This is a genomic window from Pseudomonas sp. RC10 (genome assembly GCF_038397775.1).
GTDB lineage: Bacteria > Pseudomonadota > Gammaproteobacteria > Pseudomonadales > Pseudomonadaceae > Aquipseudomonas > Aquipseudomonas bambusae.
This window is the reverse complement of record NZ_CP151650.1, coordinates 5,585,745-5,602,505: the sequence shown is the minus strand read 5'-3', so window position 1 is coordinate 5,602,505 and position 16,761 is coordinate 5,585,745. Positions and strand designations below refer to the sequence as shown.

Sequence of the window (16,761 nt, the reverse complement as noted above, 5' to 3'; positions counted from 1 at the left end):
CGCGCCAGTGATATCAGAAAAGCAATGGCTCTACTGCAGATCGCCGAACCCGGCCAAAGTCCAAAACCTCATCAGCGTCGTCTGGCCGTCGGGATCGATCTCGGCACCACCAACTCGCTGGTCGCTGCCCTGCGCAGTGGCATCAGTGAGCCTCTTCCCGATCAGAACGGGCAGGTCATCCTGCCGTCGGCGGTGCGTTATCACGCTGATCGTGTCGAAGTCGGCCAGTCCGCCAAGGACGCCGCCGCCTCTGACCCGCTGAACACCATTATCTCGGTCAAGCGTCTGATGGGGCGCGGCATCTCCGACGTGAAGCATTTGGGTGAGCAGCTGCCTTACCGCTTCATCGGCGGCGAGTCGCACATGCCATTCATCGAGACCGTTCAGGGCGCGAAAAGCCCGGTTGAAGTCTCCGCTGACATCCTCAAGGTGCTGCGTCAGCGCGCGGAAGCGACATTGGGTGGCGAGCTGGTGGGCGCGGTGATCACCGTGCCTGCGTATTTCGATGACGCACAGCGGCAAGCCACCAAAGACGCCGCCAAGCTGGCGGGCCTGACCGTGTTGCGCCTGCTCAATGAGCCCACGGCGGCGGCAGTGGCTTACGGCCTGGACCAAAACGCCGAAGGCGTTGTCGCCATTTACGACCTCGGCGGTGGCACCTTCGATATCTCGATTCTGCGCCTGACCGGCGGCGTTTTCGAGGTCATGGCTACCGGCGGCGACAGCGCCCTGGGGGGCGACGATTTCGACCATGCGATTGCCAGCTGGATCATTGCCGAGGCCGGTCTGTCCGACGACCTCGACCCTTCGGCCCAGCGCCGTCTGATGCAGACGGCTTGCGCAGCCAAAGAAGCCCTCACCGATACCGATTCCGTGGACGTCGTTCACGGCGCCTGGACTGGCGTGCTGACCCGCGCCGCGTTCGACGCCCTTGTCGAGCCGATGATTGCCCGCAGCCTCAAAGCCTGCCGTCGTGCCGTACGCGATTGCGGCATCGAGCTGGACGAAGTGGAAGCGGTGGTCATGGTTGGCGGTTCCACTCGCGTGCCGCGTGTGCGCGAAGCGGTCGCCGAGCTGTTCGGTCGTCAGCCGTTGACTGAAATCGACCCGGATCAAGTGGTTGCCATCGGCGCGGCGATTCAGGCCGATACACTGGCGGGCAACAAGCGTGACGGCGGCGAACTGTTGTTGCTTGACGTGATCCCGCTGTCCCTTGGTCTTGAGACCATGGGCGGGTTGATGGAGAAGGTGATCCCGCGCAACACCACGATTCCGGTGGCTCGCGCCCAAGAGTTCACCACCTATAAAGACGGCCAGTCGGCCATGATGATTCACGTCTTGCAAGGTGAGCGTGAACTGATCAGCGACTGTCGTTCGCTGGCGCGTTTCGATCTTCGCGGCATTCCCGCGATGGTCGCGGGCGCGGCGAAAATTCGTGTCACCTTCCAGGTCGATGCCGATGGTCTGCTGAGCGTTTCCGCTCGCGAGCTGGCGTCGGGCGTGGAATCGAGCATTCAGGTCAAGCCTTCCTATGGCCTGACCGACGGTGAAATCACCCGCATGCTCAAGGATTCGTTCCAGTACGCCGGTGACGACAAAGTCGCGCGTGTGCTGCGCGAGCAGCAGGTCGATGCCCAACGCCTGGTCGAGGCCGTCGAAGGCGCGTTGCAGGCTGACGGTGAGCGTTTGCTCGACGCAGAGGAGCGCATGGTCATCGAGATGCAGGTCGACGAACTCCGCGAATTGATCAAGGGCACCGACGGTGCGGCCATCGAGCAGCAGACCAAGCGTCTGTCGCAGGTGACCGATGCGTTCGCCGCCCGCCGCCTGGACTCGACGGTGAAAGCCGCCCTGTCAGGACGCAACCTGAATGAGATTGAGGAATAATTGATGCCGCAGGTGATTTTTCTCCCCCACAAGGAGTTTTGCCCGGACGGGTTGGTGGTCGAGGCCGCGCCAGGCACATCCATCCTCGAACTGGCTCATGAGCACCATATCGAGATGGAAAGCGCGTGCGGCGGTGTGTGCGCGTGCACCACGTGCCATTGCATCATCCGCGAGGGTTTCAATTCGCTGGAAGAGGCCGACGAGCTGGAAGAAGACTATCTTGATCGTGCGTGGGGCCTGGAAGCGACTTCCCGCCTGGCATGTCAGGCCAAGGTCGGCAACGAAGACCTGACCGTCGAGATTCCGAAATATTCGCTTAACCATGCCGCCGAAGCGCCGCACTGACTGACTGAGGGATTGTCATGAGCTACGGTTGGAATGACGTACAACGCATTGCTGAAGAGCTGGCCGAGGCCCATCCGGGGCTCGATCCTTATTCGGTAGGCTTCGTAAAACTGCAACAGATGATCCAGCAATTGCCTGATTTCGATGACACGTCGGGTCGGGTTGGCGAGAAGGTACTGGAAGCGGTCCAGACCCTTTGGGCCGATGAAATAGACTGATCATCTCTGCACGTTAGGCAATACACCAGAACCCGCGTATAATTCGCGGGTTTAATTTTTCGCAATAATCACCGTTTCTGGAGTTACACCATGGCTGTTCAACGTACTTTCTCGATCATCAAGCCTGATGCTGTTGCTAAAAACGTAATCGGCGAGATCACCACCCGCTTCGAAAAAGCCGGTCTGCGCGTCGTCGCTTCGAAACTGAAGCAACTGTCCAAGGCCGAAGCAGAAGGTTTCTACGCTGAGCACAGCGCCCGTGGTTTCTTCGGCGACCTGGTTGCTTTCATGACTTCCGGTCCGGTTGTTGTTCAGGTGCTGGAAGGCGAAAACGCCATCCTGGCAAACCGTGAGCTGATGGGCGCTACCAACCCAAAAGAAGCTGCTGCCGGCACCATTCGCGCTGACTTCGCCGAGTCCATCGACGCCAACGCCGTTCACGGTTCGGACTCCGAAGCTGCTGCTGCTCGCGAAATCGCTTACTTCTTCGCTGCTACGGAGGTAACCACTCGCTAAGCTGCTGCTGCGAGTGAGGGTGAATCCATGACTGATACGACTGGCAAAATCAACCTGTTGGGTCTGACCCTGCAGGAAATGGAAAAATTCTTCGAGTCCATCGGGGAGAAACGCTTCCGTGCCGGTCAGGTCATGAAGTGGATTCACCACTATGGCGTCGATAATTTCGAAGCCATGACGAACGTCGGCAAGGCGCTGCGCGAAAAGCTTGAGCGTCGTGCCGAAATTCGGGGTCCCGAAGTCGTCAGCGAGGACATCTCCACCGACGGCACCCGTAAGTGGGTCGTGCGCGTGGCGTCCGGCAGCTGCGTCGAGACTGTTTACATCCCGCAGGGCAAACGCGGCACCTTGTGTGTCTCTTCCCAAGCGGGCTGCGCGCTGGATTGCAGTTTCTGCTCCACCGGCAAGCAAGGCTTCAACAGCAACCTCACCGCCGCCGAAGTCATCGGTCAGGTGTGGATTGCCAACAAATCTTTCGGCAGTGTCCCGGCGACCGTCGACCGTGCCATCACCAACGTGGTGATGATGGGCATGGGCGAGCCATTGCTGAACTTCGACAATGTCATTGCCGCCATGCGTCTGATGATGGACGACTTCGGCTATGGCATCTCCAAACGTCGGGTGACGCTGTCCACCTCTGGCGTGGTACCGATGATCGACGTGCTGGCACAGCACATTGACGTGTCGCTGGCGCTTTCGCTGCACGCGCCGAACGACGCGCTGCGCAACCAGTTGGTGCCGATCAACAAGAAATACCCGTTGAAAATGCTGCTCGAATCCTGCCGCAACTACATGTCGGCATTGGGTGAGAAGCGCGTCCTGACCATCGAATACACCCTGCTCAAGGACGTCAACGACAAGCCTGAGCATGCCGTGGAGATGATCGAGCTGCTCAAGGACACGCCGTGCAAGATCAACCTGATTCCATTCAACCCGTTCCCGCATTCTGGTTATGAGCGTCCGAGCAACAACGCGATCCGTCGTTTTCAGGATCTGCTGCACCACGCTGGATTCAACGTCACTGTGCGCACCACGCGCGGTGAGGACATCGATGCTGCCTGTGGCCAACTGGTCGGGCAGGTAATGGACCGCACTCGCCGCAGCGAACGCTACATTGCTGTGCGCGAGCTCAGTGCCGAGACCGAAGGGGCTCAGGTCGCTGCGGCTCGCACCTGACTGCGAAATTGACTGAGAGGATCTCTATGTCCCTGCCCGCTGCGCTGCTGCTGTGTTTTGTCACGCTGCTGGCTGGCTGTGTTTCCACCGGCAACGTCGATCCGATGAGTACCGGCAAGGGACGTGAAGATGCTCGTCAGGCTTATGTGCAGTTGGGGATCGGCTATCTGCAGCAGGGGCAGATGGAGCGTGCGAAGGCGCCATTGAAAAAAGCACTGGAGCTGGACAGCTCCGACCCCGATGCCAATGCTGCGCTGGGGCTGGTGTTTCAGGCCGAGGCCGAGCCTGAGCTTGCAGATCAGTATTACAAGAAAGCGTTGTCCTCTCGCCCCAAGGATGCTCGCATCCTCAATAATTACGGCAGCTTTCTCTACCAGCAAAAACGCTACAAAGCCGCTTACGAGCGCTTCCAGCAGGCTGCGGACGACAATCTCTATGCCGAGCGTGCCCGGGTCTTCGAGAACCTCGGCATGACCTCCGTGATGCTGGGCAATCGGGATCAGGCGCTCGACGAGTTCACCAAGGCCCTCAGGCTCGACGCCCAACAGCCACGTGCGTTGCTGGAAATGGCTGAGTTGTCTTACGAAGACAGGCATTATGTGCCGGCGCGTGATTACTATGACCGTTTCAGCCAACTGAGCGAGCAGAATGCACGTAGCCTGTTGCTGGGTACGCGCCTGGCGAAGATCTATGACGATCGCAACAAGGCAGCCAGTTATGGCCTGCAACTAAAAAGACTCTATCCCGGCACGCCGGAATATCAGCAATACCTGTCGGAGCAATGATGAAAGCGGCGCATCCCGAAGTTGTAGCAGCCACTCGTACGAATCCTGGTGAAACCTTGCGCCAGGCTCGCGAGAGTAAAAACTGGTCGCTGCCAGATGTGGCTTTGAGGTTGAACCTCACCGCGACTTCCTTGGGTTATGTGGAGTCGGGCGATTTTGAGAAGCTTCCGGGCCACACGTTTGCTCGGGGCTACATCCGTGCCTACGCGAAATTGATGGGCCTGGACCAGACCGCGCTGGTCGCTCAGTTCGATCAATACACCGGCACCGACGGACAGGGCAGCAACGTTCACGCCTTGGGCCGTATCGAAGAGCCTGTGCGTCTGTCCCACAATATTCTGCGTATCGTCAGCCTGTTATTACTGGTTGCGTTGATTGGTGGCGGTTTCGTGTGGTGGCAGGATCAGGCGACTTTGCGTGGCAAGGAACCGACCAGCCTCGGCATGGAGCACGTCGAAGTCGAAAGCGCCGACGGCACCACCCAGATTCACCCGCTGGACGAGCCAGAAGATCAGGCAGTCGCAGAAGGGCAGAACAACACGGCGCCACTGCCACTGAACAACACCGATTCTTCCTCCACCGCACCGAATACCGCTGCTGCGCCGACTACGCCTGCGCCGGTGACTACTGCACCGGTCGCTCCAGCTCACGGCACTGCTGCGACGCCTGCTGTGCCTGCGCACACGGTTCCGATGCCAGGTGCAACCTCCGCACCCGCCACAGCGGCTGTCCCTGCGCCAGCTCCTAATCCTGCCGATACAGCGCCGACCCCGGCTGGTTTCGGACAGGTACAGTTGCAGTTCACCGCCGATTGCTGGTTTCAGATCACCGACGCCAACGGCAAGGTGCTCAGCACCGGCCTCAAGCATTCGGGCGACAATGTCAGCGTCAGCGGCAAGCCGCCTTTGTCGGTCCGTCTGGGCGTGGCCCGTGCCGCACAGGTCAGCTACAACGGCCAGCCGGTGGACGTCACACCTTTCACATCGGGCCAGACGGCTCGCATGAAGCTGGGGCAATAAGTCATGCACGGCGAATCTCCGATCAAACGTCGCGAATCTCGTAAAATCTGGGTCGGCTCCGTGCCGGTCGGCGGTGATGCGCCGATCGCGGTACAGAGCATGACCAACAGCGACACCAACGATGTCGCCGCAACCGTTGCCCAGATCAATCGTCTGGAAGCGGCGGGCGTGGACATCGTTCGTGTGTCCGTCCCCGACATGGACGCCGCCGAAGCGTTCGGACGTATCAAACAGCTGGTCAAAGTGCCGCTGGTGGCCGACATCCATTTCGACTACAAGATTGCGCTGCGCGTGGCTGAGCTGGGCGTCGATTGCCTGCGCATCAACCCGGGCAACATCGGGCGCGAAGACCGGGTACGCGCGGTGGTCGATGCAGCACGCGACCGGGGCATTCCAATCCGTATTGGCGTGAACGCCGGTTCGTTGGAAAAAGATCTGCAGAAAAAGTATGGCGAACCGACCCCGGCTGCCCTGGTGGAGTCGGCCTTGCGCCACGTTGAACACCTCGATCGCCTGGATTTCCAGGACTTCAAGGTCAGCGTCAAGGCGTCGGACGTGTTCATGGCCGTCGAAGCCTATCGCCTGCTGGCCAAGCAAATCATCCAGCCGCTGCACCTCGGGATCACCGAAGCGGGTGGTTTGCGTTCAGGCACAGTGAAATCGGCCGTCGGCCTAGGTATGCTGCTGGCCGAAGGAATTGGCGATACCATCCGTATCTCGCTGGCCGCCGATCCTGTTGAAGAAGTGAAAGTCGGCTACGACATCCTCAAGTCGCTGCACCTGCGTTCCCGTGGCATCAACTTCATCGCCTGCCCGAGCTGCTCGCGGCAGAATTTCGATGTGGTCAAGACCATGAACGAACTGGAAGGGCGACTTGAAGACCTGCTGGTCCCGCTGGATGTGGCGGTGATCGGTTGTGTGGTTAACGGTCCGGGCGAAGCCAAGGAGGCTCATGTCGGCCTGACGGGCGGCACGCCGAACCTGATCTACATCGATGGCAAGCCATCGCAAAAGCTGACCAATGACAATCTGGTGGACGAGCTTGAACGCCTGATCCGTCAGAAAGCGGCCGAAAAGGTCGAGGCCGACGCAGCGCTGATCGTTCGCGGCTAACCCAGTTTTCCAAGGAATTTTTGTGAGTAAGTCTCTGCAAGCCATTCGTGGCATGAACGACATCCTGCCGGACCAGACCCCGCTGTGGCGCTACTTCGAAGGCACCGTATCGCGTTTGCTGGATAACTACGGTTATCGCCAGATCCGCATGCCGATCGTCGAGTTCACCGATCTGTTCAAACGCTCCATTGGCGAAGTCACCGACATCGTCGAAAAAGAGATGTACACCTTCGAAGACCGCAACGGCGATTCGCTGACCCTGCGCCCTGAAGGCACAGCGGCCTGCGTGCGCGCGGTACTTGAGCACGGGATCACCGGCGGTGGCCAAGTGCAGAAGCTCTGGTACATCGGCCCGATGTTCCGCCACGAACGTCCACAAAAAGGCCGTTATCGCCAGTTCCACCAGATCGGTCTGGAAGTGTTCAACCTCGACGGTCCGGACATCGATGCCGAGCTGATCGTGCTGACGTGGCGTCTGTGGGAATTGTTGGGCATTCGCAGTGCGGTGAAGCTTGAACTCAACAGTCTAGGCACCAGCGAAGCCCGTGGGCGTTACCGCGAGGCGCTGGTCGAGTACCTGTCGGCGCGTCACGACCAACTGGACGAAGACAGCCAACGCCGTCTGAAAACCAACCCGCTGCGCGTGCTGGACACCAAGAACCCTGAGACCCAGGCTGTTCTGGTGGATGCACCGAAGCTGGCGGATTATCTGGATGAAGAGTCGCGGATTCACTTCGAAGGCCTGAAAGCGCGTCTGGATGCTGTTGGCATTCCTTACGTGATCAACCCGAAGCTGGTCCGTGGTCTGGATTACTACAGCAAGACCGTTTTCGAATGGGTCACCGATCAGCTCGGGGCTCAGGGCACCGTCTGCGCGGGTGGCCGTTACGACGGTCTGGTCGAGCAAATGGGCGGCAAGCCCACCACGGGCGTCGGTTTCGCCATGGGGATCGAGCGCCTGGTCCTGCTGCTGGAAACCCTGGACAAAATCCCGGAAGAAATCTCCCGTACCGTTGACGTCTACGTCTGCGCGTTCGGTGAAGCGGCTGAACTGGCGGCACTGGCCTTGTCCGAGCGCCTGCGCGATCAGGCGCCGAACCTGCGTCTGCAGGTCAACGCTGGAGCAGGCAGCTTCAAGAGCCAGTTCAAGAAGGCTGACAAGAGCAGCGCATTGTTTGCGCTGATCCTGGGAGACGAAGAACTGGCCCGCAAGGAAGTGGGCGTCAAGCCGCTGCGCGGTCAAGGCGAACAACAAACTGTTGCATGGGATGCTCTTTCCGAGCACCTGGCCACCTGCATCGTGCAGGGCTGAAGCGAATAAATAGCCGGATTGGATAGGAGTAGTGGCGTGTCGAGTACCGATGATGAACAGCTGGCGGCGGTAAAGGACTGGTGGCAGCGTAACGGCAAGCCTTTGGTCACCGGCGGTCTGCTCGCGGTGATCGTGGTGTTGGGCTGGCAGGCCTGGCATCGCTATCAGAACAACCAGGCACAAGGTGCTTCGGCGTTGTACCAGCAATTGCTGGAAACGGCCCTGACGCCAAGTGGCCAGGCGGATGCGGGTCAAGTGGCGGCCATCGCTGGCAAGCTGAAAAGCGATTTCGGTGGCACGGCCTACGCTCAGTACGGCAGCCTGTTCGTGGCCAAGGTCGCGGTCGACACTGGCAAGCTGGACGATGCGGTCAGTGAACTGAAAGCGGTCAACGACAAACCGGTCAACCCGACCTTGGGCGAAATCGCCCGTCAACGTCTGGCTCGCGTGCTTGCGGCCCAGAACAAGGCGGAAGATGCGTTGAAGCTGCTTGACGGTCAGGTCGACAAGTCTTTCGAAGCCAGCCGTGAAGAACTGCGTGGCGACCTGCTGGTTCAGTTGGGTCGTACTGATGATGCGTACGCTGCATACAAGAAAGCCAAGGCTGCGCTGTCCGAGCAATCGGCAGTGGGCGGCCTGCAAATGAAGCTCGACGATCTGGCGAAAGGGGATGCGTGACGTGATTCGTTGGAAACATGCAGCATTGCTGGCTCTGGCCGTTCTGGCCGCGGGTTGCAGCAGCAACAGCAAAAAGGAATTGCCTCCGGCCGAGCTCACCAGCTTCAAGGAAGAAGTGATCCTGCAGAAGTTGTGGAGCCGCTCGGTCGGTGACGGCCAGGGCGATATCTACAACATGCTCGTCCCAGCCATCGACGGCGACAACATCTACGCTGCCGACGCTAAAGGTCTGATCATGGCGATCAACCGCAGCAACGGCGACGTGGTCTGGAAGAAAGAGCTGGAGCAACCTGTTTCCGGCGCGGTCGGCGTAGGTTCCGGTCTGGTCATGGTCGGTACCCTGCGTGGCGAAGTGATCGTCCTCGACGAATCCACCGGCGAGCAGAAGTGGAAAGCCAAGGCGACCAGCGAAGTGCTGTCCGCTCCGGCCACCAATGGTGATGTGGTTGTCGCCCAGACTCAGGACGACAAAGTGATCGGTTACGATGCCGCCACCGGTAACCAGCGCTGGATTTACGAAAGCAGTCCTGCGGTGTTGACGCTGCGTGGCACCGGCGCCCCGATCGTGACCAGCCAGTTGGCCGTCGCTGGCCTTTCGACCGGCAAGGTCGTAGCCCTCGACACCACCAACGGTGTACCGGTCTGGGAGCAGCGCGTTGCGATTCCCCAAGGTCGCTCGGAGCTGGATCGCGTGGTCGATATCGACGGCGGCCTGCTGTTGTCCGGCAGCACCTTGTACGTGGCGACCTACCAAGGTCGTGTAGCCGGTCTGGAGCTGCAAAGCGGCCGCGTGCTGTGGCAGCGTGATGCCTCGAGCTACTCCGGCGTGGCACAAGGCTTCGGCAGCGTCTACGTTTCGCTGGCCAACGGCACCGTTGAAGGCGTCGATGAGCGTTCTTCCACGGCGCTGTGGAGCAACGACTCGCTGGCCCGTCGTCAACTGGGCTCTCCGGAAGTGTTTTCCAGCTACGTGGCGGTCGGTGACTTCGAAGGTTATCTGCATCTGCTCAGCCAGGTCGACGGTCACTTCGTCGGGCGTGAAAAGATCGACAGCGACGGCCTGCGTGCGCGTCCGCTGGTCTCCGGCAACACTATTTACGTCTTTGGCAACAGCGGCAAGCTGGAAGCCCTGACGATCAAGTAGTGGCTGTCTATGCTAGAGGAGGCCGCTCGGCGGCTTTCCTCTGGCGGCCCCGCGTTGACGGGGCTTGCGGCGTGTTGAATGCCGCTCCGAACTCCGGCCGCTGCCTTGCAGCGGCTTTTGTATTTTCTGAAATAACGAAGTGGAGAGCCGCATGGTTCCCGTAATCGCCCTGGTGGGTCGACCGAACGTCGGCAAGTCCACCTTGTTCAACCGCCTGACCCGTAGTCGCGACGCCATCGTCGGCGACTTGTCCGGTCTGACCCGTGATCGCCAGTACGGCGAGGCCAAGTGGCAAGGGCGCACCTACATTGTGATCGACACCGGCGGTATTTCCGGTGATGAACACGGCATGGACGAAAAGATGGCCGAGCAGTCGCTGCTGGCCATCGAAGAAGCCGATGTCGTGCTGTTCCTGGTGGACGCCAAGGCCGGCTTCACCGCTGCCGACCAAATGATTGGCGAGCACTTGCGCAAGCGCAACAAGACCTCGTACGTGATCGCCAACAAGGTCGATAACATCGACCCTGACATGGCACGTGCCGAGTTCGCGCCACTGGGCATGGGCGACGCGATCCCGATCGCTGGCGCCCACGGTCGCGGCATCACGCAGATGCTGGACATCGCCCTGCGCGAATTCCCCAAAGACGCTGATGAAGTGGAAGAGGGCGAAGAGGAAGACGTCGCCGAAGGCGAGGAAGCCAAGCGCATTCCGGGTCCTAGCGAGAAGGACGGCATCAAGATCGCGATCATCGGTCGTCCGAACGTTGGTAAATCGACGCTGGTCAACCGCATGCTCGGTGAAGACCGCGTGATCGTCTACGACCAGCCCGGCACCACCCGCGACAGTATCTATATCCCGTTCGAACGCAACGACGAGAAGTACACGCTGATCGACACCGCCGGCGTGCGCAAGCGCGGCAAGATCCACGAAGAAGTCGAAAAATTCTCGGTGGTGAAAACCCTGCAGGCGATCAAAGACGCCAACGTGGTGATCTTCGTCATGGACGCCCGCGAAGGCGTGGTCGATCACGACCTGAACCTGCTGGGCTTCGCGCTGGAAGCTGGTCGCGCACTGGTCATCGCACTGAACAAGTGGGATGGCATGGTGCCGAGCGAGCGCGACTACGTGAAGACCGAGCTGGAGCGCCGGTTGTTCTTCGTCGACTTCGCGGACATCCACTTCATTTCCGCGCTGCATGGCACGGGCGTCGGCAACCTGTACCAATCGGTGCAGAACTCGTTCAAGTCGGCGGTCACCCGCTGGCCGACCAGCCGCCTGACCCAGATCCTCGAAGACGCGGTCACCGAGCACCAGCCGCCAATGGTCAACAGCCGTCGGATCAAGCTGCGTTATGCTCACCTGGGTGGCGCGAACCCGCCGATCATCGTGATCCACGGGAACCAGGTTGAGCGCGTACCGAAGTCCTACGTGCGCTATCTGGAGAACACCTACCGCCGCGTCCTCAAGCTTGTCGGTACGCCGATCCGCATCGAGTTCAAGGGTGGCGATAACCCGTACGAAGGCAACAAGAACACGCTGACCGACCGCCAGGTCAACAAGAAGCGTCGCTTGATGTCGCACCACAAGAAAGCCGAGAAGAAGCGCAAGGACAAGCGTTGATTCGGTAACGGACTTTCTTCGAAAAGGCGCCAATGGCGCCTTTTTTTATGCGTCAAGGATGGGCTATTCTGCGGGTCCCCGTGCCGTTCTGGAGCCGGGTGTGGAGCAGGAAAACCCGATGATCACCAGCAAATTGCCGAACGTTGGCACCACCATTTTTACCGTGATGTCCCAGCTTGCAGCCGATACCGGCGCGATCAATCTTTCCCAGGGTTTTCCCGACTTCGACGGGCCTGACGCACTGCGCGAAGCCCTTTGTCGCCGCACCATGGACGGCTTCAACCAGTACGCACCGATGGCGGGCCTGCCCGCGCTACGTCAGCAAGTGGCTGCCAAGATCGCGCGTGCATACGGCCGTGACGTCAACGTCGACACCGAGGTGACCATCACCCCCGGCGCGACCCATGCCATCTTTTGTGCCATTCAGACCGTGGTTCGGGCTGGCGACGAAGTCATCGTGTTCGACCCCAGTTACGACAGCTACGAGCCTTCGGTGGAGCTGGCCGGTGGCCGTTGCGTGCACGTGCAACTCAAGGCGGGTGACTTCTCCATCGATTGGGAGCAGCTCACTGCCGCGTTGAGTCCGAAGACCCGCATGATCATCATCAATACCCCGCACAACCCGAGCGGTGCGTTGGTCACCCGCGCCGAACTCGACCAGTTGGCGGCGCTCATTCGTGATCGTGATATCTATCTGGTCAGCGACGAGGTGTACGAGCACTTGGTGTTCGACGGCGTGAAACACGCCAGCGTCTTGGCTCACGATGAGCTGTATGCGCGAGCATTCGTGGTCAGTTCGTTTGGCAAGACCTACCACGTGACCGGCTGGAAAACCGGCTATCTCATCGCACCGCCTGCGCTGACCGCCGAGATGCGTAAGGTTCACCAATTCGTCGGCTTCTGTGGCGTGACCCCGTTGCAGTGGGCGTTGGCCGATTTCATGGCGGCCTGTCCAGAGCACGTCGAGGAGCTGCCAGCGTTCTACCAGGCTAAACGTGACTTTTTTTGCGACCGCCTCGAAGGCTCGCGTTTTACCTTCACCCGCGCCGCCGGGACGTATTTCCAACTGGTCGATTACTCACAGATTCGTCCTGATCTGAACGACGTGGACATGTCGCTGTGGATGACCCGCGAGCATGGCGTGGCGAGCATTCCCCCGTCCGTGTTCTATCAGAATCCGCCCGAAGGCCAGCGCCTGATTCGCCTGTGCTTTCCCAAGCGAGAGGAGACGCTGCGTCTGGCAGCGGAAAAACTATGCGCGATTTGAGTTCATTGCCAAATCTCAGTCTGGCGTTGGTGCAGACCACCCTCGTCTGGCACGACTGTCAGGCGAATCACGCGCACTTCGAGGAGCTGCTGTCCCAAGCCCAGGGTGCCGATCTGGTGATCCTGCCGGAAATGTTCACCACCGGATTTTCGATGGAGTCCGAAGCATTGGCTGAGCCTGAAAACGGCATCACGTCGCGCTGGTTGCTCGATCAGGCCAAGCGCCTCAATGCGGTCGTGACCGGCAGCGTCATCATTCGGGCGGAAGACGGCAGCCATCGCAATCGCTTGCTGTGGGCCCGTCCGGACGGCGAGCTGTTGCACTACGACAAACGCCACCTGTTTCGCATGGCGGGCGAGCACGAGCACTACAGCCCAGGCGAACGTCAGGTGCAGTTCGAACTCAAGGGCTGGCGAATTCGACCGCTGATCTGCTACGACCTCCGGTTTCCAGTGTGGAGCCGGGGTGCTCAAGACACCGACCTGTTGCTGTACACCGCCAACTGGCCTGGCGCCCGGCGCCAGCACTGGAATCGCCTGTTGCCGGCTCGGGCCATCGAGAACCTGTGCTACGTAGCAGCGGTGAACCGTGTGGGCATCGACGGCAAAAGCTTCGCCTACACCGGCGACAGTCAGGTGCTGGATTTCCAGGGTGAAAGCCTGCTGAATATTGGTGGGGCCGACGGGGTTTTTCATGTCAGCCTGTCCGCTGAAAGCCTGGATGCCTATCGCGAGAAATTCCCGGCATATCTCGACGCCGATACATTCGAGATACACTAACGTCATAGAGTTGGAGGGGGGGGCGGTCGATAGCGTTGTACCCAAACAGGAGATCGGTATGACCACCATCAGCACTTCTTCACTCGCGTCCTACACCAGCAGTTTCTCGGTTGCCGTCAAGAAAGACACCTCGACGACCTCTACTGACAGCGACGCCTCCACCACTACCGTTGCGGCGGGCTCTACCACCGCGCAGGCAGGCGGCGCCGGTGCTGCGGGTGGCGCAGGGGCGGCGGGCGGCAGCTCCAGTTCCTCCAGCGAGAGCGAGCAGGCCATCGAGAACCTCGAAGAGCAGATCAAGGAAACCCAAAAGCAGTTGCAGCAGCAAGAGCAGCAATTGGCAGCGGCCAACGCCAGCAGCGGCTCCGATGAAGAGAAAGCCCAGCGCGCGATGGCGATCCAGGGCCAGATTTCCACGACCACTTCTACGCTGGCGACCCAACAGGCCGCGCTGGCCCAGTTGCAAAAGTCTGGCAGCATCAACACCACCGCCTGACATCTCCCCCGTAAAAGCGCTCCGTGACGAAGGTCACGGGGCGTTTTCGTGTGCGTAAAGAATGGGCTTCAGTTCTTTGTACCTTGGCCGATACAAAGTGCACAGAACAGGAGTTCATCATGACGACGATCAATACAAGCACGTTGAGTCCTTACGCCAATCCTTTTACGGTCGCGCTCAAAAACGATCAGGCCACCAAGAGCGATGTGGTGACCGCCAGCGTGAACCTGCGCGGCACGGCGTACACCGAGCCCGGTAAGAAAGCGGGAGAAGCGGAGGCGCCCCAGTCGCCACGCGAGCAGATGATCAAGCAACTTCAAGATCAGATCAAAGAGACGCAAAAAGTGCTTGAGCAACAGCAGCAACAGCTCGCCGCCGCGTTGAACAGCAAGGCTCCCGAGCAGGAGAAAGCCGCGCAAGTCATGGCTATCCAACAGCAGATCGCCGGGACCATGGCGCAACTCACCGCTCTTCAGGCGTCATTGCTGGAATTGATGAAAGGCTCCGTCAGCACCAAGGCCTGACCCACACGGCACCCATAAAAAAGGCCCTGGAGCGTGAGCTTCAGGGCCTTTTTATGGTTCAAACACATCATCTGTCGGAGCGAATGTATTCGCGAAAGATGTAACGGGCGACACAGATGCATCGCCTGGCGCCCTCGCATCGCGAATGAATTCGCGCCTACAGGTCTGTCTTCACCGATCCTCGGGCATCAAGCAGCCTGTGCCGCGACCTCAGCCTGAATCAGTGCACGGTTCAGTGCGCTGAACAGGGCCTTGAAGCTGGCGGTGGTGATGTTTTCATCGATACCCACGCCGTGGACCGCACGCTCGCCGTTCACGCGCAGTTCGATGTAGGCAGCCGCCTTGGCCGTGGTGCCCGCGCCAATGGCGTGTTCGTTGTAGTCCATGATCTCCGCCTTGACCGGCAGACCGGCCACCAGTGCCTCCAGCGCGCCGTTACCGCGGCCCTTCCAGTGCAGGTTGCTTTCGCCGTCACCTTTGCCCGTGACTTCGACTTCAACGGCGCTGTGACCGTTTTCTTCCTGGAGACGATGGCTGACCAGCGCGTAGGGCTTGTTGGCTTGCAGGTATTCAGTCTTGAACAGCGAGTAGATCTGCTGCGCGGTCATCTCCAGGCCCAGACGGTCGGTCTCGCCCTGAACCACTTGGCTGAACTCGATCTGCATGCGACGTGGCAGCGAGATGCCGTATTCCTGTTCCAGCAGGTAAGTGATGCCGCCTTTGCCGGACTGGCTGTTCACCCGAATGACCGCTTCGTAGCTGCGGCCGATGTCCGCCGGGTCGATCGGCAGGTATGGCACTTCCCACAGCGCGTCTTCTTTCTGCTGAGTGAAGCCCTTGCGAATCGCGTCTTGGTGCGAACCGGAGAACGCGGTGTGCACGAGGTCGCCGACGTACGGGTGACGAGGGTGAACCGGGATCTGGTTGCACTCTTCGACCACCTTACGAACGCCGTCGATGTCGGAGAAGTCCAGTTGCGGGTTCAGACCCTGGGTGTACATGTTGAGGGCAACGGTCACCAGATCGACGTTGCCAGTGCGCTCGCCGTTGCCGAACAGGCAGCCTTCGACACGGTCAGCACCGGCCATCAGGCCCAGTTCGGTAGCGGCCACGCCAGTGCCACGGTCGTTGTGGGTGTGCAGGCTGATGATCACGCTGTCGCGGCGGGTGATGTTGCGGCAGAACCACTCGATCTGGTCGGCGTAGATATTCGGCGTGGCGACTTCGACAGTGGCCGGCAGGTTGAGGATCACCTTGTTCTGCGGCGTGGCGTTCCACACTTCGATCACGGCGTCACAGACTTCCTTGGCGAAATCCAGTTCGGTGGCGCTGAAGGTTTCCGGCGAGTATTCGAACTGCCACTGGGTTTCCGGCTGCTGAGCAGCGTATTTGACGAACAGCTTGGCGGCGTTGACCGCGATGGCCTTGATGCCGTCCTTGTCCTGATTGAACACGATGCGGCGGAAGGACGGCGAGGTCGCGTTGTACAGGTGGACGATGGCTTTCTTCGCGCCGCGCAGGGATTCGAAAGTCCGAGCGATCAGGTCTTCACGGCCCTGTGTCAGCACTTGAATGGTGGTGTCGTCCGGAATGTGGCCGTCCTCGATCAGGGTGCGCACGAAGTCGAAGTCGGTTTGCGAAGCCGCTGGGAACGAAGCTTCAATTTCTTTCACGCCCACCTGAACGAGGGTTTTCCAGAAGCGCAGCTTTTTGACCGAATCCATTGGCTCGATCAGCGATTGGTTACCGTCGCGCAAGTCAGAGCTGCACCAGATCGGCACTTCGGTAATGGTCTTGGAAGGCCAGGTGCGATCGGGCAGGTCGATGACAGGAAACGCGCGGTACTTCTTCGAGGGATCTTTGAGCATGGTCATGAGAATA

17 protein-coding genes are annotated in these 16,761 nt (G+C 59.9%); 16 read left to right on the top strand and 1 reads right to left on the bottom strand.

The features are described 5' to 3' along the window. Nucleotides 1–24: 24 nt before the first annotated feature. The 16 genes from hscA to AAEO81_RS25230 all read left to right on the top strand — a co-directional run bounded on the left by hscA (nt 25) and on the right by AAEO81_RS25230 (nt 14,880). Nucleotides 25–1,887: a Fe-S protein assembly chaperone HscA gene (hscA, locus tag AAEO81_RS25305; protein ID WP_341959702.1), complete on the top strand. Its 1,863-nt coding sequence runs from the start codon at nt 25–27 to the stop codon at nt 1,885–1,887. Between the two features lie 3 nt (nt 1,888–1,890). Continuing rightward, nucleotides 1,891–2,232, top strand: a complete 342-nt coding sequence (gene fdx / locus AAEO81_RS25300) for an ISC system 2Fe-2S type ferredoxin (protein ID WP_341959701.1) — start codon at nt 1,891–1,893, stop codon at nt 2,230–2,232. Between the two features lie 17 nt (nt 2,233–2,249). Then, nucleotides 2,250–2,450 (top strand): Fe-S cluster assembly protein IscX, encoded by a 201-nt coding sequence (gene iscX / locus AAEO81_RS25295; RefSeq protein ID WP_166593656.1) that lies wholly within the window; start codon nt 2,250–2,252, stop codon nt 2,448–2,450. Between the two features lie 90 nt (nt 2,451–2,540). Then, nucleotides 2,541–2,966: a nucleoside-diphosphate kinase gene (gene ndk, locus AAEO81_RS25290; protein ID WP_081565735.1), complete on the top strand. Its 426-nt coding sequence runs from the start codon at nt 2,541–2,543 to the stop codon at nt 2,964–2,966. 27 nt (nt 2,967–2,993) lie between these two features. After that, nucleotides 2,994–4,142: a 23S rRNA (adenine(2503)-C(2))-methyltransferase RlmN gene (gene rlmN, locus AAEO81_RS25285; protein ID WP_341959699.1), complete on the top strand. Its 1,149-nt coding sequence runs from the start codon at nt 2,994–2,996 to the stop codon at nt 4,140–4,142. A gap of 26 nt (nt 4,143–4,168) precedes the next feature. Next, nucleotides 4,169–4,927, top strand: coding sequence for a type IV pilus biogenesis/stability protein PilW (pilW, locus tag AAEO81_RS25280; RefSeq protein ID WP_341959698.1), 759 nt, complete (start codon nt 4,169–4,171; stop codon nt 4,925–4,927). Then, nucleotides 4,927–5,946: a RodZ family helix-turn-helix domain-containing protein gene (locus tag AAEO81_RS25275; RefSeq protein WP_341959696.1), complete on the top strand. Its 1,020-nt coding sequence runs from the start codon at nt 4,927–4,929 to the stop codon at nt 5,944–5,946. The genes pilW and AAEO81_RS25275 overlap by 1 nt, the downstream gene beginning before the upstream one ends. Nucleotides 5,947–5,949: 3 nt before the next feature. Next, the gene (ispG, locus tag AAEO81_RS25270; RefSeq protein WP_341959694.1) at nt 5,950–7,059 is read left to right on the top strand and encodes a flavodoxin-dependent (E)-4-hydroxy-3-methylbut-2-enyl-diphosphate synthase; all 1,110 of its coding nucleotides are present in this window, start codon (nt 5,950–5,952) and stop codon (nt 7,057–7,059) included. Between the two features lie 22 nt (nt 7,060–7,081). Further along, a complete protein-coding gene (gene hisS / locus AAEO81_RS25265) occupies nt 7,082–8,371 on the top strand; it encodes a histidine--tRNA ligase (protein ID WP_341959692.1) in 1,290 nt (429 codons plus the stop codon). Between the two features lie 36 nt (nt 8,372–8,407). Continuing rightward, nucleotides 8,408–9,049, top strand: coding sequence for a YfgM family protein (locus AAEO81_RS25260; protein WP_166593650.1), 642 nt, complete (start codon nt 8,408–8,410; stop codon nt 9,047–9,049). Continuing rightward, nucleotides 9,042–10,193, top strand: a complete 1,152-nt coding sequence (gene bamB, locus AAEO81_RS25255) for an outer membrane protein assembly factor BamB (RefSeq protein WP_166593649.1) — start codon at nt 9,042–9,044, stop codon at nt 10,191–10,193. Before AAEO81_RS25260 ends, bamB begins: the two co-directional genes overlap by 8 nt. 151 nt (nt 10,194–10,344) lie before the next feature. Continuing rightward, the gene (gene der, locus AAEO81_RS25250; protein WP_166593648.1) at nt 10,345–11,814 is read left to right on the top strand and encodes a ribosome biogenesis GTPase Der; all 1,470 of its coding nucleotides are present in this window, start codon (nt 10,345–10,347) and stop codon (nt 11,812–11,814) included. 118 nt (nt 11,815–11,932) lie between these two features. Further along, the gene (locus tag AAEO81_RS25245) at nt 11,933–13,081 is read left to right on the top strand and encodes a pyridoxal phosphate-dependent aminotransferase (protein WP_341959690.1); all 1,149 of its coding nucleotides are present in this window, start codon (nt 11,933–11,935) and stop codon (nt 13,079–13,081) included. Beyond that, nucleotides 13,069–13,860 carry an amidohydrolase gene (locus tag AAEO81_RS25240; protein WP_341959689.1) on the top strand — a complete coding sequence of 264 codons (792 nt, stop codon included), beginning with the start codon at nt 13,069–13,071 and terminating at the stop codon, nt 13,858–13,860. Before AAEO81_RS25245 ends, AAEO81_RS25240 begins: the two co-directional genes overlap by 13 nt. 58 nt (nt 13,861–13,918) lie before the next feature. Beyond that, complete coding sequence (locus AAEO81_RS25235; RefSeq protein WP_341959687.1) at nt 13,919–14,356, top strand: hypothetical protein; 438 nt, start codon at nt 13,919–13,921, stop codon at nt 14,354–14,356. Nucleotides 14,357–14,475: 119 nt separating this feature from the next. Then, entirely contained in the window at nt 14,476–14,880 is a 405-nt protein-coding gene (locus tag AAEO81_RS25230) for a hypothetical protein (protein WP_166593644.1), read from the top strand. 188 nt (nt 14,881–15,068) lie between these two features. Here the strand turns inward: AAEO81_RS25230 and leuA are convergent, their stop codons facing one another. After that, complete coding sequence (gene leuA, locus AAEO81_RS25225) at nt 15,069–16,754, bottom strand: 2-isopropylmalate synthase (RefSeq protein ID WP_166593643.1); 1,686 nt, start codon at nt 16,752–16,754, stop codon at nt 15,069–15,071. Between the last annotated feature and the right edge of the window lie 7 nt (nt 16,755–16,761).

What these genes read in the sequence shown, in the direction of transcription:
- hscA (WP_341959702.1), top strand. Translation starts at nt 25, where the DNA reads ATGGCTCTACTGCAGATCGCCGAACCCGGCCAAAGTCCAAAACCTCAT.
- fdx (WP_341959701.1), top strand. Translation starts at nt 1,891, where the DNA reads ATGCCGCAGGTGATTTTTCTCCCCCACAAGGAGTTTTGCCCGGACGGG.
- iscX (WP_166593656.1), top strand. Translation starts at nt 2,250, where the DNA reads ATGAGCTACGGTTGGAATGACGTACAACGCATTGCTGAAGAGCTGGCC.
- ndk (WP_081565735.1), top strand. Translation starts at nt 2,541, where the DNA reads ATGGCTGTTCAACGTACTTTCTCGATCATCAAGCCTGATGCTGTTGCT.
- rlmN (WP_341959699.1), top strand. Translation starts at nt 2,994, where the DNA reads ATGACTGATACGACTGGCAAAATCAACCTGTTGGGTCTGACCCTGCAG.
- pilW (WP_341959698.1), top strand. Translation starts at nt 4,169, where the DNA reads ATGTCCCTGCCCGCTGCGCTGCTGCTGTGTTTTGTCACGCTGCTGGCT.
- AAEO81_RS25275 (WP_341959696.1), top strand. Translation starts at nt 4,927, where the DNA reads ATGAAAGCGGCGCATCCCGAAGTTGTAGCAGCCACTCGTACGAATCCT.
- ispG (WP_341959694.1), top strand. Translation starts at nt 5,950, where the DNA reads ATGCACGGCGAATCTCCGATCAAACGTCGCGAATCTCGTAAAATCTGG.
- bamB (WP_166593649.1), top strand. Translation starts at nt 9,042, where the DNA reads ATGCGTGACGTGATTCGTTGGAAACATGCAGCATTGCTGGCTCTGGCC.
- der (WP_166593648.1), top strand. Translation starts at nt 10,345, where the DNA reads ATGGTTCCCGTAATCGCCCTGGTGGGTCGACCGAACGTCGGCAAGTCC.
- AAEO81_RS25245 (WP_341959690.1), top strand. Translation starts at nt 11,933, where the DNA reads ATGATCACCAGCAAATTGCCGAACGTTGGCACCACCATTTTTACCGTG.
- AAEO81_RS25240 (WP_341959689.1), top strand. Translation starts at nt 13,069, where the DNA reads ATGCGCGATTTGAGTTCATTGCCAAATCTCAGTCTGGCGTTGGTGCAG.
- AAEO81_RS25235 (WP_341959687.1), top strand. Translation starts at nt 13,919, where the DNA reads ATGACCACCATCAGCACTTCTTCACTCGCGTCCTACACCAGCAGTTTC.
- AAEO81_RS25230 (WP_166593644.1), top strand. Translation starts at nt 14,476, where the DNA reads ATGACGACGATCAATACAAGCACGTTGAGTCCTTACGCCAATCCTTTT.
- leuA (WP_166593643.1), bottom strand. Translation starts at nt 16,754, where the DNA reads ATGACCATGCTCAAAGATCCCTCGAAGAAGTACCGCGCGTTTCCTGTC.